The organism is Longimicrobium terrae, assembly GCF_014202995.1.
GTDB classification, from domain to species: Bacteria; Gemmatimonadota; Gemmatimonadetes; order Longimicrobiales; family Longimicrobiaceae; genus Longimicrobium; species Longimicrobium terrae.
In genome coordinates this window covers 644,340-659,493 of the sequence record NZ_JACHIA010000001.1, presented here as the reverse complement: position 1 = coordinate 659,493, position 15,154 = coordinate 644,340, and the positions used below count along the sequence as shown (strand labels likewise).

The window sequence follows — 15,154 nt, the reverse complement described above, 5'->3', positions numbered from 1 at the left end:
GCGGTCGTCGGGGACCCGCGACGACATCATCTCTATAGACCTACATCGTTTCACCATCAGCTTGGCCTAGCGCGGTGGTGTTTGTTGCTCGCGCCGGCGCAGCCTCCGTAGATTTGTTGTTCTTCCGGTTGTGACTTGTCGCGGCCGACTACCGCGCGTGGTGACGTCCTGCTCGAACTGCACGGCTCCTTTCTAGGAGATTTCCCTCCCTAACGTAGTTCTTCGTTCAGCGTCTAGCGAGGGGTGCCCTTGCATTGGGTCCACAAATAGCTCACTCTGATTCGACCTCCCGTTCTGCACCTGTGAGTTGACCGGTACGGTACCGGCTCAGAATTGGCGGGGTTGCTTCTCTAACAAGCTCGTCAGAGAACCGACTTGTTAACGACTGGAGGAACGCCGCATTTTCGATCATAGATGTGAGATGGAGCTAGGGGTGTGTCCCGGGCGGGGTGGATGCGAATCCAGATCGTCCCGGTTCTCTGTCTTGTGAGGATAAGTGACAACGGACTATCTCTGTGGGACCGCTGCCGACGAGTGCACCAATCAGGACATTCGCAGTTCTTCGATAATAATCTCACCAAATGCGGCAGCACTCTCGGCAGATGAACACAGTGGCGATATCCGAAAGCGATAAACATCGCGGTTGCATTGACGGACAGCTAAATCCGGCGGGTGTTGCTAAGGTGCCTTCTCGCAGGTTATCCGCAGGTATCCTAGCGGCTACATTCTGCAGAGCGATTTAGCGACCGATCCTCGTTCCCCTAAATAGTGTGAGCCCATGCACCGAGCGCCGAGTGCAAGCCGCCGCTTGGGCGAGTACCTCGTTCAAGAGAAGAAGGCGCACGACCTATCGCGCAATCCCGCGTTCGCCAGCTTCCAATTCCTGGGTTGCCGCATGTCGTCGGCCGTCCTGGAACTGATAGCGCTATGCGACGCAGACGGATTGTCGGAGGGTGATATACTTCGCCTGAGCGACGATTTCTTTGAACTTGTCCTGCGGCTACCGCACGACTTTGGCTTTAAGTTTCGTGGACGCCTTCCCAACGGGCTGCTGGGCTTCGTCTTCACTGATGGCTGCCCTGAGTACATGGCCCGCTTCATTGCGCGGCAGACACGTATATCGCACGCGGCGGAAACCGGTGGAGTATCGGTTGCGTGGTGCATTGATGCGTACAACAGACGGATCCATACACACGACAATCCGGTCTCTATAGTTCCCCCTGTGATAGTGGCTGCCCGGAATGTTTATCCCGGACTGGAATTCCTGCAATCACTGCTGAGCAGAGTGGCCAACGATTTCATTACGGGGCCACGGACAGAAGGTGATCATGCAACTGCGAGCGCGCGCAATGCCTTCAGCTCTCTTCTTGATTTACGGAACGAGGAATTGGCCGAAGCCGTCACGGAGGCAAAAACGGAGGTCAGTGGCCCGGAGCGAGGTAAGGTCCACATTCTCTTCTTGGCCGCCAACTCTGTCGATGCGCCGTTGGATTTAGAGCGGGAATTAAGCCAGATACAATCCAACCTTCGGCTGGCCAAGGAACGTGATCGATTGAAGCTTACACCAGTTATGGCAGCAACCATCGACGACATGATGCAGGCGATGCTGGATACACCGCCTACGATCGTTCATTTCTCCGGGCATGGCTTGGCTGAAGGCGTAGTGTTGCGGGACGCCGCTGGTAATCCGCATCTGGTCGCCGGCAAAGCACTCGCTACCCTGTTTGCGCTGTTTCAAGAAACGGTAAGCTGTGTGGTCTTGAACGCGTGCTGGTCCGAACCCCAGGCACGTGCCATCCGTGAATACATTCCGCACGTGATCGGCACTCGTGCCAAGATTCCCGACAAGGCAGCGGTGGCGTTTTCTACTGGCTTCTACAGGGCAATCGGAGCCGGAAAAGACGTGCTATTCGCGTATCGCATGGGATTGGCACGCATCCAGGCAGAGGGTGAAGACATAGGTGATCTCGTCGTCCTGCTTTGACACAGAGGTCCCACCCTCCATTCTTTAAGAAGCGATTCACCAGCCGGGAGCGGTTAACAGCGCCTGCATAAGTTGGCGTGCGGTGGCAGATCCCGCTCGGAGTCAGGAAGTGTATTCCTGGCTCATGCTATGACCGGATGGACATATGGGATAAGGATGCCCTGCGGTAGCCGAGATGCCCTTCCATTCTCGAACGTACTGCGCGCGTAGCAATCTGCAAGTCAGGAGAGTGGGTTGGATAACAAGGAATTATGCTGATCTCGCTAGAGGAGTTAAGTATTCATGCTAGATGCGCTATTTACAACGATCTCAGCCATATGAATCCACGTTATCTAACGCCACAGCAGTATGAGCCTACTTTCCACGATGAAGAGGTACTCTACCACAAGAAAAATTTATTTCTCCTCTCCCTGTATTTCGATAAAATCATTATCTGCACCGACAACGTCTTGGCGTTCACCCGCTATCTTTCAAAAGATGTGGTCTGTTCCGTTGTCGCATCTCCTTGGTTCAGAGACTTGGTTGAACAGGGTATCATTGTATTAGCCGGTTGGGGATCCTCGTTCAACACTGACATGATGCGTAACCAGGCCGAGTATTCTTCTATTTACCGGCCCGATCTGAAAGAGAAGTGGTATGTTGACCATCTGTTGTCGCTATCACGAATAGCGGGTTGGGTGGTGCGCGAACCCAGCATGGGTGAGCATGAGCACATCGGCTATCTGCGTCCTCTGGTCCTGCGCTCTGAAGGGCCCTTTGAGGTCGATGAAATCAGTTCTCTGACTGACCTGATCGATCGAACCCAAGATTCCGTGGGTTATGTTGGGACGATGGAACTCTTCCCTTTCATAGACAAACTGCACAACCCAGAGAAAGCTGACTCGTTTTTTCACAGTTATTACGTAAGCTGGCACCAGTATTGTGCACAGCACTATGCCCCGATGATTCCTATCCACACAAGTCGGATTCGCCTTCCGTTGACTACGCTGTCACTTGCTTTCAACCAGCAGACGACAGTAACTACCCTGTACTCTCCGGATCTATTCCAACGTTTCCTGCTGCGGCGCTTCGGGCCGAAAATGCTTAGCAAGATCCTTGCTGTAGAGGTGAAGCAATTGACACAGATTCGCAACGGCGATTGGGGCCGCTTCAAAGAGCGTTATCATGAATACATAGCAGCCGCATCCAGCGTCTGCTGGGTCGCACTCCACCCTCAAGCACACGAGTTACTCACGAATAATCAAGTCATGGATGAGTTGATTACCGAGATCTTCAAATCGGCAGCGAAAGACACCGACATCTCTGCACTCGGCGGCGTGTTGGACGCCGTGCTAAGCATTTTGGGCGGCGTCGCCGTGTTCGGCCCAGTTTTCCAAGTTTTCAAAGAGCAGATTAATTCTAGGGCAGGCATCGTCGCAAACGCTATTGTGCACCGTGAACTGGAGCCCTTTCTGAAGAAGCTACACTCCGTACTAGACAAGCCTCGCGGAGACTTGCTCATACCGTCAACTGCGTGACATACTCCACCTCGACAAACATTGAGTCTGGGTTGCTGAAAAACTTCGGTTCTGACGGATAGAATAACTTCTTGAAGTATATTTCCGCACTGGAGGGACAACTGCTGCCTGCCTGGTTCAGCAGGCACTCTATATTTCTCCAGATATACTCCTGTTCAAGTTCGTTAAACGGGAAGTGCATGTATTGTGTCCACGTTTCATTCACATGAGTCTTGAACGGGTACGCTCGATGGAGGCTGTGGACTTTTCTTCCAAAGAAATTATCATAACACACTGGATTCTCATCGTCGTTCATTTTTTTTGCCGAATTGATTAGGTCTGCCCACATCGTACAATCTCGTGGCTGGAAGAAAAAGCTCTCAAGATCGAAATCTTTTATCACGATCATCGCGCCGGATGTGAGTCGTTGAGCGATGTCTTCGACCACGGCGTATGGATTTGAGAAGTAACCGATGCTGTTGAATATGATCACGACGTCATAATCACTGATACGAGGAACAAAGTCCTCGAACGATGATTGCTCTAGCCTCCAGTTCTTGTTTGGTAATACGGAAAGCCGCTGATGGGCAGCATCCAGAGAGACAGGATCTCGATCTACACCGGTTACATGGCCTGCCGGCCCAACCAAGTCGAGCAGGTACGGGATGTAAAGACCGGGGCCGCAGCATAGGTCGAGAACTTTGGCACCGTTCTGGATTGGCAGTGAGGCGAGGCTGCGAATCCGGAAAGCGGACTTGGCAAGGAAATGGGTCGTCAACCACTTGGTTGATGCCATGTCAATTTTGTGATAGTTGCGCATGTAGGGTAATTCCTTGTTATCCAACGTAGCGGAGTGGGGCGCGGTGCAGCCACCGCGCTCTGGCTTTAGACTGAATCTAAGATCCCGCGACTCGAAAAGCCACAGTCCCGTTAATCGAACTACCCTGTGGTTCGGAATCGCCGCCGCGGGTGATGGGACTTGAGCACTCGTCGGTGCTGCTTGCCGGAGACATGCGTGTATACCTGTGTTGTAGAAATAGAGGTGTGGCCCAGCAGGTGCTGGATGTACCGGATGTCAACCCCGTCCTCCAGAAGGCAGGTTGCGACCGAATGTCGGATCATGTGAGGTGTGAGGTGGAGAGCGATTCCAGCGGCCTTGGCATGCTTGCGCAGAAGCATTCGGACCGCATGAGCAGACAAGCACTTCCCATTGCGGTTGAGAAAAAAGAAACCATGCGGCTCGGACCTCTGCATTGTGGAACGATACGCATTCAACGCGGAGAGTACCTCGGGATCGGAGACATGAATTAGCCTCTCCCGTCCACCTTTTCCCGCGATCCGAACTCGCCCTGTCCGAAGATCTACGTCATCCAGCTTGAGGCTACAAATCTCAGTGATGCGCCCGGCGGTCGCGAAGAGGAGTTCCAGCACAGCGATGTCCCGAACTAGCAGACGACCGCGCTCTGAACCTTCGGAGACGTCATTAATCTTGACGTGGTACAATGACTTGAAAAGACGCTTCAGGGTCGGGAGTGGGATCGTTCGTGGAAGGCGGCGGGGCTCACGGATCCGGATATCCATGTTGTGGAACGGGTTGATCTTGACAATCTCCTCGCGCTCCAAATAGCGGAACAGCGACTTCACGGTCGCAACTTTCCGTTTTACGCTCTTCGGCAGCATCGATGCGAAAAGATGCTGGATGAAATCCCGCAGCAACGGCTTGTCAACCGCCCCCATATCCTCTACTAGGCTACGGTCCGTCAAGAACCCCGCAAACTGTTTCAAGTCGCCTTCGTATGCCTTTAGCGTGCTCGGACTCAAGTTTTTCTCGAAACGGCAGTGGAACAGGAACCCTTTAGTTGCCTCTGATACAGTCATCACCCATGCGTCTCCTGTTGCGGTGAGCGCTTTGGCCGAGCGCGCGGTGCTACAGGAATCACGCACTGGGATGCCTATGTCAATGCTGATTATCCAGTGCGACTTGATTCCGTCAATTAGAGTTGTTGCGCGTCATGTTTCAGTTCATCTTTATGGTTGCTGCCGAGATCGGGACCGATCAAGGGCGGACTCTACGAGACGCAGTCCTGACCGGGTGTGCCGCAGGCGGGCTCTAAATGCGCTGAAAGGATCAGGGATCCGCCGCCCCCGCCTTGAGGGTAGCGGCTGGTACAGCATCTGGCGCAAGGCTGCGCCGTAAACGAGGATCACGCGTCCGACGAGCGCGCGCGTGCTGAACGAGTAGAAGCGGCGCCGCAGTTCAGAGACGCGACGCAATACGTATTAGGAACGTGAACGCGAGGAGATCCCGGATGGAATCCGTGGAGAGACCGACGGCGGATGCGCACTGCGGCGTTCGGGCGCCGGACCAAACTGCAGAGGAGGTAAACGAGGAGCCCATGCCTGAAACTTTGTGGACGGCGGTCCCGCTGCCGTCCACAAACCCGACCCATCGCGGGAGGTAAAAGCCGAAGGCCCTGCATCGAAGAACGATGCAGGGCCTTCGCTTACTACAGTCGGGACGGCCGGATTTGAACCGGCGACCCCCTGAACCCCATTCAGGTGCGCTACCGGGCTGCGCCACGTCCCGAACTCCCGGCCTCGTGCGCGGCTGCCCGTTCACGAGACCGCAAACCTAACCGCCCTGGGTTCACCCGTCAACCCCGCGCGGGCACAATCTACAAAGAAGTCGCGCCGGGCTGCGCGGCGGGGGCGGCCGGCACCGTCGTCCGCAGCCAGTCGGCCAGCACGGCCTGCTGCGCGGGCGTGGCATCCTTCACCGCCCGCAGCACTAGGCGCGACGGCGGCACCGTCACCGCCGGCAGCCTCACCGTCACCAGTTCGTCGCGCCGGAACACGGTGAGATCCAGCGTGCTTCCCGGCGCCGCCTCCAGAACGCGCTGCTGCAGCGTGTCCGGCGAGGTGATGCGGAAGCCGTTCACCGCCACCAGCTCGTCCCCCGCGTTCACCCCCGCGCGCCAGCCGGCGCTCCCCGCCAGCACGTGGGCGACCACCAGGCGGCCGCCCTCCACCCGCAGCTGCATCCCCGTTTCCGGCTCGCGCGGAGGCGGCGGGGCGGGGAGGCCGGCCATCCCCGGGCCGGCGTACGGCTCCGCGCGCGACAGCATCACCCCCGTCGTGCGCAGCAGCCCGCCGAAGTCCAGTTCCCCCGTGCCGCGCAGCATCGGCACCAGCACCGGCGACAGGTCCGTTCCCGCCACCTCGGAAAGAACGGCCTGCACGGTGCCCTCCGGAAAGCCTACGTCCCGCGCGCCCCACCGCTCCCACAGCAGCCGCATCACGTCATCCAGCGAACGCGCGTTGCCGGTGTGTTCGCGGATGGCCATGTCCAGCAGCAGGGCCACCAGCGCGCCCTTCTGGTAGTAGGAGATGGTCGCGTTGGGCGAGTTGGCGTCCGGGCGGTAGAACTTGATCCACGTATCGAACGACGACTCTTCCAGCGGCTGCACCCCGCGCCCGGGCTGCTGCTGAAAGCGGGTGATCATCTCCGCCAGCTTGTCCAGGTAGCGCTGCGGGGTGATGAGTCCCGCGCGGCGCAGCACCAGGTCCGTGTAGTAGGTGGTAAATCCTTCCACCACCCACAGTTCGCGCGTGTACGCCTCGCGCGTGTAGTCGAACGGGCCCAGCACCTCCGGCCGCAGCCGCTTGCCGTTCCACGCGTGAAACAGCTCGTGGGCCACCAGCCCCAGCACGCTCTCGTACCCCATCCCCCGAAAGGAGAAGCGGTCCACCAGCAGCGCCGTGCTGTTGCGGTGCTCCAGCCCGCCCTGCCCGCTGGCCAGGTGCAGGATGAAGGTGAAGTGCGGGTACGGCAACCCGCCCCACAGGTCGCGCTCCGCCTGCACGATGCGCGTGGTATCCGCCACCAGCCGCGCGGGATCGTCGTTGCCGCGCCCCCACACGGCGTAGCGGTGGGGAACGCCGTCCACCTCCCACTCCAGCACCCGGTGCGTGCCGATCTCCAGCGGCGAATCCACCAATTCGTCGTAGTCCGCGGCGGTGAACACGTTCTCCCCCGCGGGCTCCATCGCCGTCGTAATCCGCCATCCCGCGGGCGGCTCGACGGCGATCTCCACCGGCTCGTCCGTCCGTCCTTCCAGGTACGCAAAGACGCTGGCGCCGTTGATGGCGGCATGCGTGGCGTCCACGTGGCTGGTGCGCACCGTCAGCTCGTCGGCGTTGACGACCCAGCGCGCACGCAGGACGCCGTCCGCGGGCGCGTCCACCTCCCACGAGCCGCGGTCCGCCTTGCGAACGGCCAGAGGCCGCCACGAACCGTCGGCGGCCTCCATGTGCATCACGTTGCGGGCAAACTCGCGCATCAGGTACGAGCCGGGCGTCCACGACGGCATCACCAGCCGCGACGGGCCGGTGACGCCCTCGGCCTCCAGCTCCACCCCCACCATGTGCGTGTGCGGCTCGGGAAAGCGCACACGGTAGCGGATCCGCGCCACGGTCAGCGGCGCCTGCGCCAGGCGACCGCCGCGGCCAGCCCGGCCAGGAAGCCCGCGCCGATGGCGAGCGCCGGCTTGCCCAGCGCGGCCCCGTCGGACCTGGCCTCACGCATCACGCTTCCGGCCATGAACACCACGTTGGCGGGTCGCTCGGCCAGGCGGCGCATCAGGTACGGGTACCAGCTGTCGCCAAAGGGAACGTAGACGCGGACGTTGTATCCCTCTTCCTGAAGGCGCGTCTGCAGGTCGCGCCGCACGCCGTACAGCATCTGGAACTCGAAGCTGTCCTTGCTGATGCCGCGCTCCCAGGTAAAGCGCCGCGCCGCGTCGATGATCTGCTCGTCGTGCGTGGCCAGGGCGGGATAGGTGCCGGCCTCCAGCAGCGTCTTCATCGACTCCACGTACACGCGGTCGGTATCGGCCTTGTCGGGAAAGGCGACCGTGTCCGGCTCCTGGTACGCACCCTTCACCAGGCGGATGCGCGAGCCCAGTGCGGTGAGGCGCGCTACGTCTTCCGGCGTGCGGCGCAGCATGGACTGCAGCACGGTGCCCACGTTGGTGAACCCGTCCGCCCACAGCCCTTCGACGAGGGCGACGGTGCGCTCGGTGTAGGCGCTGCTTTCCATGTCCAGGCGGACAAAGATCTCGCCCGGCGCCGATCCCAGCTCGGCGGCGCGGCTAAGGACGCGCTCGATGTTGGCGCGGCAGAACGCCTCGTCGATGTCCAGCCCCAGCTGCGTGGGCTTGATGGACAGGTTGGCGTTCAGCCCTTCGCGGGTGATGGCTTCCAGGATTTCGATGGCCATCCGCGCGGCCTCTTCCGCCTCGTCGCGGGTCGCCACCGATTCGCCCAGGAAGTCGAGGGAGACGCTGAGCCCCGCCTCGTTCAGGGCGCGGGCGGCGTCCAGGGCCTCGCGCAGCGTGTCGCCGGCCACGAAGCGCTGCGCAAAGCTGCGCGACAGCGGGGCGCGGGTGATGATGCGCTTGGCGGTGGGGCTTTCGCTCAGGCGGAGCAGGCCGGATTTGAGCATGGATTCAGTCGGCTTCGCGGTCCGTGTCGGGAACGGGCGGGAGGTGCTCGTCCGCGTCGGCTCGCTTGCGTTGTATGGTGTCGTCCAGGATGGCGCGCACGCGGGCCAGGGGCATGGCCTGCAGCAGCGCGCGGGCTTCGTCTTCCGTACCGCCGTGCACCAGGTCGTCCGTTTCCATGTGGCCCATGACGGCGGACCCGGTCTGCGCCCAGCGGATGAAGACCAGGTACCCCGCGACGGTCGTGTCCCCGTCGCCGGACGTGTCGGTTTCCAGCCCCACGGTGTACGGCTCGCCGTCCATTCCCTCAAAGGCGGCGGCGCGGCCGTAGATGGCCATGTAGCCGCCGAGGGTGCCCTCGTCGGCGTCCGGCGGGGGGACGGGGTTGAGACGGTCTTCGGCGCCAGCGTACTTCATGGGGGCGGAAAGTAAGGTGAGCCCCCGCGGCGCGCGAGGGTGGGACGGGGGCGGGAGGGGGCGGTGCACGGGTTGGACCACGGAGGGAGGGGAAGTGCGTGAGTGCGGGGTGCTGGGTGCGTGAGTGCGGATGGCGGGGTAGTGTCGTCGTGGACGGCGAAGCCTGGGGTGGGCGGCGGAGTGTGGCCCTCACCCCGCGTGCTGCGCACGACGACCCTCTCCCACGAACAGATGTGGGAGAGGGAGCACACACCAGTTTTGCGCGGGAATCCGTATGTTGTTGAAGCCCCGAACCGGACGCGCCAGCGGCCGATGTCGGGGCTTTGCGCTGTTCGAGCGGCGGATTCATCCGCTCAACAGAATCTGCTCACCCGCCGACCTTCGCTTCGCAGGCTGCACTCTCCGCCGCGCCCAACCCTCCCCCAGTCTTTTTTGGGGGAGGGTGGGTGAGTAATGCGAACCCGGGTGGGGGCCGCCATGGTGCCCGCCTCCACATCCGTTGCTCGCCCGCGCGCCGCATCCTACCTTCCGCCGCTCCTCGATCGCGATCCACCCCCATCCGGAAACGCCGATGCGCGCGGCCATCTTTCACGAAAACGGCGGCCCCGAGGTCGTCCGCATCGAGCAGGTGGCGCGGCCGGCGCCGGGACCCGGCCAGCTGCTCGTGGAAGTGCGCGCCGCCGCGCTCAACCACCTGGACCTGTGGGTGCGCCGCGGGATTCCCATCGAAACCACCATGCCCCACATCGGCGGCTCCGACTTCGCCGGCGTGGTGGTGGAGGTGGGCGAGGGCGTCGCCGCGGACCGCGTGGGCGAGCGCGTCGTGGTCAACCCCGGGCTGTGGTGCGGGCACTGCCGCGAGTGCGCGCGCGGGCAGGAAAGCATGTGCGAGCGCTACCGCATCGTCGGCGAACACACGGACGGCGGATTCACCGAGTTCGTCGCCGTGCACGCGGACCGCGCCTACCGCATCCCCGACGACTTCTCGTTCGAGGAGGCGGCCGCCCTCCCCGTCTCCTACATGACGGCGTGGCGCGCGCTGGTCAGCCGCGCGCGCCTGCGGCCGGGCGAGGACGTGCTGGTGATCGGCGCGTCGGGGGGCACCGCGCTGGCCGCCGTGCAGATCGCCCGGGTGATGGGCGCCCGCGTCTTTGCCGTCACCCAGGGCGCGGCCAACGTGCAGCGGGTGCGCGAACTGGGCGCGGACGTCGTCTATGACCGCGCCACCACGGACTGGAGCCGCGCCGTCCACGCGGACACGGGCAGGCGCGGCGTCGATGTCGTGGTGGAAAACGTCGGCGCGGCCACGTGGTCCGGCTCGCTGCGCGCCCTCACCCGCGGCGGGCGGCTCGTTACCTATGGCGCCACGGCGGGGCCCAAGGTGGAGCTGGACCTGCGCTCGGTGTTCTGGAAGCAGATCGAGGTGATCGGGACGACGATGGCGTCGCGCTCGGAGTTCGAAGACATGCTGCGCATCGTGTTCGCCGGCCGCATCCGTCCCGTCATCGACACGGTGATGCCGCTGGATCAGGCACGCGAGGCACACGGACGGCTGGAGGCGGGAGGCCAGTTCGGCAAGATCATCCTCGTCCCCTGATCGGTTTTCGGTCGATGGCGGAACCCGCCGACCCGGGTTGATGGACTGCCATCCGCCATGAATCTGCCGGAGCACGATGAGGCTGCCGCCACAGTCCGCGCAGGCGGACTTCGTGCGTTTCCAGCGGCGAATTCATTCGCTCCTGGACAGGCGGGCGCGGCGATGTCCGAGTGATGACTCGAGGCCGCGCCCGCAATCCGCGCAGGCGTACTTCGCGCCGTCCATGCCGCGGCTTCAGCCGCCCGTCATCGAACGATCCCCAAAACAGAAGCGCCGCTCCGGATGGGAGCGGCGCTTCGTGCAGTCGGGCCGGAGATCCGGTCACTCCTCAGACGCATCCGCGGTCTTGCGGACGTCGTTGGCGCGGGGACCCTTGGGGTCTTCCTGGATCTCGTACTCCACCCGGTCGCCGCGCTTCAATGACTTGAAGCCTTCCATCTGGATGGACGAGTGGTGCACGAACACGTCCTTCCCGCCATCATCTGGACGAATGAAGCCAAAGCCCTTGTCGTCCTTGAAGAACTCGACCACCCCAGTCTGTCGCGCCATGGTGCCTCCGCTACGACGGAATCCGCTCCTTCCCGGCGCGCCGCTCCGTCGGTCGTCGCCCCGGACTGATTACGCCGACCTTTCGTGCAAGAGGCGGGCCGTTCATCTGTTTACGGCACCCGCCCCGCGCCGGGCTGGCCGGGGGGCCCCCGTCAGCTGCAGAACCGCCACTTCCGGGCGGCAGAACAGGCGCACGGGAAGGTGCCCCGTGCCCACTCCGCGCGAGGTGTACACCTGCGTCCACGGGCGCCGGCGCACGCCCTGCTCGTACAGGTCGTCGAACTCCGCCGGGTTCAGCACGGCGCCGGAAAAGGGGAGCCGCACCTGTCCGCCGTGCGTGTGCCCGCTCACCACCAGGCTCACGGCATCCGCCACGCGCCGCGCCTTTTCCGCCTGATCGGGATCGTGCGCCAGCAGCAGGGTGAAGTCGCGCTCGGCCGGGGAGGGAAGCGCGTCCAGGCTGGGCGTGCCGTACGAGTAGTCGTCCACCCCGGCGATGCACAGCCGCGCGCGACCCACGCGGCGCGTCACCGACCGGTTGGTGAGGTCGCCCAGCCAGGGACGCCGCCCCACCTCTTCCCGCCATCGATCGATCCCGACGGTGTGGTCGTGGTTGCCGGGGACGGCCCACACCCCCAGGGGCGCGCGCAGCCCGGCGAGCGCGTCCAGCACCGGATCAAAGCTTTCCACCGCGTCGTCGGCGAAGTCGCCCGTCAGCGCGATCAGGTGCGGCTCCTCGCGCATGGCCAGCCGGCAGGCGCGCCGCACCAGCCACAGCGGCGTTCCTCCGCCCGCGTGCAGGTCCGTCAGCAGGGCGATGCGCAGCCCCTCCAGGTCCGGGTGCAGCCCGCGGATGTGAATGCGCGGCCGCGTCACCTGCAGCCAGAGCGCTTCAAGAAAGGGGTACGCGCCGATCGCGCCCGCCGCCGCGCCCAGCCTGATCCACCGTGCCGTGTCGTTCTGATTCATGATGCGCGGCAGGGGCAAGCGGCGGACCATCCCCGGAAGAAGATCATCACGCAGAGCAGCAGAGCAGCGGAGAACCGCTTTTCTCTGCTCCTCCGCTGCTCTGCGTGAGGCTGTTGTTGTCCGTTTCTGGATGGATCTGCGGAGAAAATCATGCTTGTCTGAGCGTGAATCTTGCCGCCGGGGCGTCGCGCGGACACATTCCCGCCGCGGCCGCACACCGGCCCCCGAATCACACGCGCATCCAATCCCGAGGAGATCATGGTGAACACCGCCGCGACCGCCGCGGAGGGGCTGGAGATGTTTTCCCGTCCTTCCGTCCGCACGCTGCTGGACGACGTCCGCGAAACGCTCCGCGTGAGCGACACCGGCGCGGTCGAACTGGTCAGTGCCGACGCCCTGCGCGCCACCGGCATCGACCAGCTGGTGCGCGCCGCCGTCTTCGGCGTGGACGAGGACACCCGCGACACCGCCCGCTGGCTGATTCTGCGGGCCGGGCACGCGGTGGGGATCGCCCCGGCGTCCATCCACGACCTGTACACGGCCCGCGGCCGCGGCGACGTGGCCGGCTTTACGGTTCCCGCCATCAACGTGCGCGCCGCCTCGTTCGACACCGGCCGCGCCCTGTTCCGCGCGGCGAAGGAACTGCGCGTGGGCGCGCTCATCTGCGAGATCGCGCGTTCGGAAATCGGCTACACCGACCAGCGTCCGGCGGAATACGTGAGCGTGATGATCGCCGCGGCCGTCAAGGAAGGGTGGAGCGGCCCGCTGTTCATCCAGGGCGACCACTTCCAGGTGAACGCCAAGAAGTACAAGGCTGATCCCGAGCCGGAACTGCAGGCCGTAAAGGACATCATCCGCGAGGGGATGCACGCCGGCTTCTACAACATCGACATCGACACCAGCACACTGGTCGACCTGGACAAGGACGGCCTGGACGCGCAGCAGGAGCTCAACTACCGCCTTTCCGCGGAGCTGACGGCGTACGTGCGCAAGCACGAGCCGGCGGGGATCACGGTGAGCATCGGCGGCGAAATCGGCGAGGTGGGTACGGAGAATTCCACCCCCGAGGAGCTGCGCGCGTACATGGACGGCTACAACCGCGAGCTTGCGCGCGTGGCGGAAACCGAGGGGCGCCCGGTGGCGGGGCTGAGCAAGATCAGCGTGCAGTCGGGCACCACGCACGGCGGCACCGTGCTGCCGGACGGGTCCATCCAGGACGTGGCGATCGACTTTGAGACGCTGCGCAACCTGTCGGAAATCGCGCGGCGCGAGTACGGGATGTCGGGCGCGGTGCAGCACGGGGCGTCCACGCTGCCGCAGACGGCGTTCGGCAACTTCCCCACGGTGGAGACGGCGGAAATCCACCTGGCCACCAACTTCCAGAATCTGCTGTACGACGCCATCCCCGACGAGCTCCGGGATCGCATGTACGAGCACACGCGCAAGAGCTTTCCGGAAGAGCGCAAGCCGTCGGATACGGAGGAGCAGTTCATCTACAAGGCCCGCAAGAAGGCGATCGGGGCCTTCAAGCGCGAGCTGTGGGACCTGCCCGAGGCCGACCGCGAGCGCATCCGCGCCGTGCTGTACGACCAGTTCACCTTCCTCTTCCGCCAGCTGCGGGTGGAGGGGACGATGGACGCGGTGGCCAAGCACGTGCCGCTCCCCGAAATCCACCGCACCTCCCCCGCCGACATGCGGATGAAGGCGGCCGAGGACGACTGGGATCTGTCGGACTGAGATTGCACTAAAGTCGAGAGAGCCCCGTACGGCAGCTGCCGTACGGGGCTCTCTCATTTCGCACCTTATTCGTTCCAGTTGACGGGTGCAGGTTCTGGAAATAGTATGTCTGGTAGCGTGCCTTTTGAACCTAAACGTGCGCGTTCCCGTGCTGGTGTGTGATGCAAGCCACCGACACCCCCGCCTTGGTGCACGTCCCAAACCGGTGAGGTACTCCGTGCAGATGCGATCCCGATCGGTTGTCGCCGTTGTACTCCTTGCCGTCTCAGGGGCGTGCGGAGACATACCCACTGCAAGCCTCTCCTTTCCAAACGGTACCGCGACAAACACATCTCGGACTCTCGGTGAACTCGGCAATCGGCCGAACGGGTGGCAGCACTCGAAGGCCGGTTCCGCGCCTTATACGTGCACGGTCGCTGCTGTAGATGAGCGTGGATCATTCCAGTCCCGGCACGCGACGACCCGGTTCGCTGCTGCCGAGCAGCATCCTGAGGGGGCGCGCCGTTCGTACTTGTACCGCGGATACTCAGGTACTGATCTGGTGCTGGTGGCTCGGTGTGTGATCCCGGCCACGGAGGCTGCGTCGCGTCGCATGGACCGTGCATTTCGGGTTACTCGCGGCGGCGAGGATCCGGGCAGCATCACGACCATGGGATGCGTGCCCACGGACAAAGGCTGCACCTTGGCCCCGGTTGTCGTTACCGCATGCGTGGGGGGCGCCACTTATCCTGCCTGTGACGACGGGGTCGAGGAAAACCATGACGTATGCTTCGACTTCGGCGGGTGCGGTGGCGGAGGCGGATGGAGTTGGAGCGGCGGGAGTTCGGGCGGGGGCGGAGGCGTAACGACCTCCAGCGACGGGGGCCCCGCCTGCCCGACCTGCAATCCACGACCGCCGACGGAC

Annotated in this window: 11 protein-coding genes and 1 tRNA gene; 4 read left to right on the top strand and 8 right to left on the bottom strand. The window is 63.2% G+C overall.

What is annotated here, in order from left to right:
* Positions 1 to 808 precede the first annotated feature (808 nt).
* Both HNQ61_RS03145 and HNQ61_RS03140 read left to right on the top strand, forming a co-directional pair.
* Positions 809 to 1,984, top strand: coding sequence for a CHAT domain-containing protein (locus HNQ61_RS03145; RefSeq protein ID WP_170031698.1), 1,176 nt, complete (start codon positions 809 to 811; stop codon positions 1,982 to 1,984).
* Between the two features lie 251 nt (positions 1,985 to 2,235).
* Complete coding sequence (locus tag HNQ61_RS03140) at positions 2,236 to 3,501, top strand: hypothetical protein (RefSeq protein ID WP_170031695.1); 1,266 nt, start codon at positions 2,236 to 2,238, stop codon at positions 3,499 to 3,501.
* Here the strand turns inward: HNQ61_RS03140 and HNQ61_RS03135 are convergent.
* From HNQ61_RS03135 to HNQ61_RS03110, 6 genes are all read right to left on the bottom strand, one after another.
* A complete protein-coding gene (locus HNQ61_RS03135) occupies positions 3,482 to 4,300 on the bottom strand; it encodes a class I SAM-dependent methyltransferase (RefSeq protein WP_170031692.1) in 819 nt (272 codons plus the stop codon). The two genes, HNQ61_RS03140 and HNQ61_RS03135, sit on opposite strands and share 20 nt — an antisense overlap.
* 119 nt (positions 4,301 to 4,419) lie before the next feature.
* Positions 4,420 to 5,358 (bottom strand): tyrosine-type recombinase/integrase, encoded by a 939-nt coding sequence (locus tag HNQ61_RS03130; protein ID WP_240978558.1) that lies wholly within the window; start codon positions 5,356 to 5,358, stop codon positions 4,420 to 4,422.
* Between the two features lie 635 nt (positions 5,359 to 5,993).
* Positions 5,994 to 6,067 (bottom strand) — tRNA-Pro (locus tag HNQ61_RS03125).
* An 88-nt stretch (positions 6,068 to 6,155) separates the two neighbouring features.
* Positions 6,156 to 7,952 carry a M61 family metallopeptidase gene (locus tag HNQ61_RS03120; RefSeq protein ID WP_170031686.1) on the bottom strand — a complete coding sequence of 599 codons (1,797 nt, stop codon included), beginning with the start codon at positions 7,950 to 7,952 and terminating at the stop codon, positions 6,156 to 6,158.
* A gap of 2 nt (positions 7,953 to 7,954) precedes the next feature.
* Positions 7,955 to 8,983 (bottom strand): proline dehydrogenase family protein, encoded by a 1,029-nt coding sequence (locus tag HNQ61_RS03115; RefSeq protein WP_170031683.1) that lies wholly within the window; start codon positions 8,981 to 8,983, stop codon positions 7,955 to 7,957.
* A gap of 4 nt (positions 8,984 to 8,987) precedes the next feature.
* Entirely contained in the window at positions 8,988 to 9,398 is a 411-nt protein-coding gene (locus HNQ61_RS03110) for a hypothetical protein (protein ID WP_170031679.1), read from the bottom strand.
* Positions 9,399 to 9,969: 571 nt separating this feature from the next.
* On the opposite strand from HNQ61_RS03110, the gene HNQ61_RS03105 reads away from it, so the two are divergent.
* Complete coding sequence (locus tag HNQ61_RS03105; protein ID WP_170031676.1) at positions 9,970 to 10,995, top strand: zinc-binding dehydrogenase; 1,026 nt, start codon at positions 9,970 to 9,972, stop codon at positions 10,993 to 10,995.
* Positions 10,996 to 11,316: 321 nt separating this feature from the next.
* On the opposite strand, the gene HNQ61_RS03100 is transcribed toward HNQ61_RS03105, so the two are convergent.
* Together HNQ61_RS03100 and HNQ61_RS03095 are read right to left on the bottom strand one after the other, a co-directional pair.
* The gene (locus tag HNQ61_RS03100) at positions 11,317 to 11,544 is read right to left on the bottom strand and encodes a cold-shock protein (RefSeq protein WP_170031673.1); all 228 of its coding nucleotides are present in this window, start codon (positions 11,542 to 11,544) and stop codon (positions 11,317 to 11,319) included.
* Between the two features lie 102 nt (positions 11,545 to 11,646).
* Positions 11,647 to 12,513, bottom strand: coding sequence for a metallophosphoesterase (locus tag HNQ61_RS03095; protein WP_170031670.1), 867 nt, complete (start codon positions 12,511 to 12,513; stop codon positions 11,647 to 11,649).
* Between the two features lie 258 nt (positions 12,514 to 12,771).
* Here HNQ61_RS03095 and HNQ61_RS03090 point away from each other — a divergent pair, with 258 nt between their 5' ends.
* Positions 12,772 to 14,250 carry a class II fructose-bisphosphate aldolase gene (locus tag HNQ61_RS03090; protein WP_205761157.1) on the top strand — a complete coding sequence of 493 codons (1,479 nt, stop codon included), beginning with the start codon at positions 12,772 to 12,774 and terminating at the stop codon, positions 14,248 to 14,250.
* Positions 14,251 to 15,154 lie beyond the last annotated feature (904 nt).

Bases quoted from the DNA above. Each gene is read 5' to 3' on its own strand.
- HNQ61_RS03090 (WP_205761157.1), top strand. From the start codon at position 12,772: ATGGTGAACACCGCCGCGACCGCCGCGGAGGGGCTGGAGATGTTTTCC.
- HNQ61_RS03100 (WP_170031673.1), bottom strand. From the start codon at position 11,544: ATGGCGCGACAGACTGGGGTGGTCGAGTTCTTCAAGGACGACAAGGGC.
- HNQ61_RS03095 (WP_170031670.1), bottom strand. From the start codon at position 12,513: ATGAATCAGAACGACACGGCACGGTGGATCAGGCTGGGCGCGGCGGCG.
- HNQ61_RS03130 (WP_240978558.1), bottom strand. From the start codon at position 5,358: ATGACTGTATCAGAGGCAACTAAAGGGTTCCTGTTCCACTGCCGTTTC.
- HNQ61_RS03110 (WP_170031679.1), bottom strand. From the start codon at position 9,398: ATGAAGTACGCTGGCGCCGAAGACCGTCTCAACCCCGTCCCCCCGCCG.
- HNQ61_RS03115 (WP_170031683.1), bottom strand. From the start codon at position 8,983: ATGCTCAAATCCGGCCTGCTCCGCCTGAGCGAAAGCCCCACCGCCAAG.
- HNQ61_RS03140 (WP_170031695.1), top strand. From the start codon at position 2,236: ATGCTGATCTCGCTAGAGGAGTTAAGTATTCATGCTAGATGCGCTATT.
- HNQ61_RS03105 (WP_170031676.1), top strand. From the start codon at position 9,970: ATGCGCGCGGCCATCTTTCACGAAAACGGCGGCCCCGAGGTCGTCCGC.
- HNQ61_RS03135 (WP_170031692.1), bottom strand. From the start codon at position 4,300: ATGCGCAACTATCACAAAATTGACATGGCATCAACCAAGTGGTTGACG.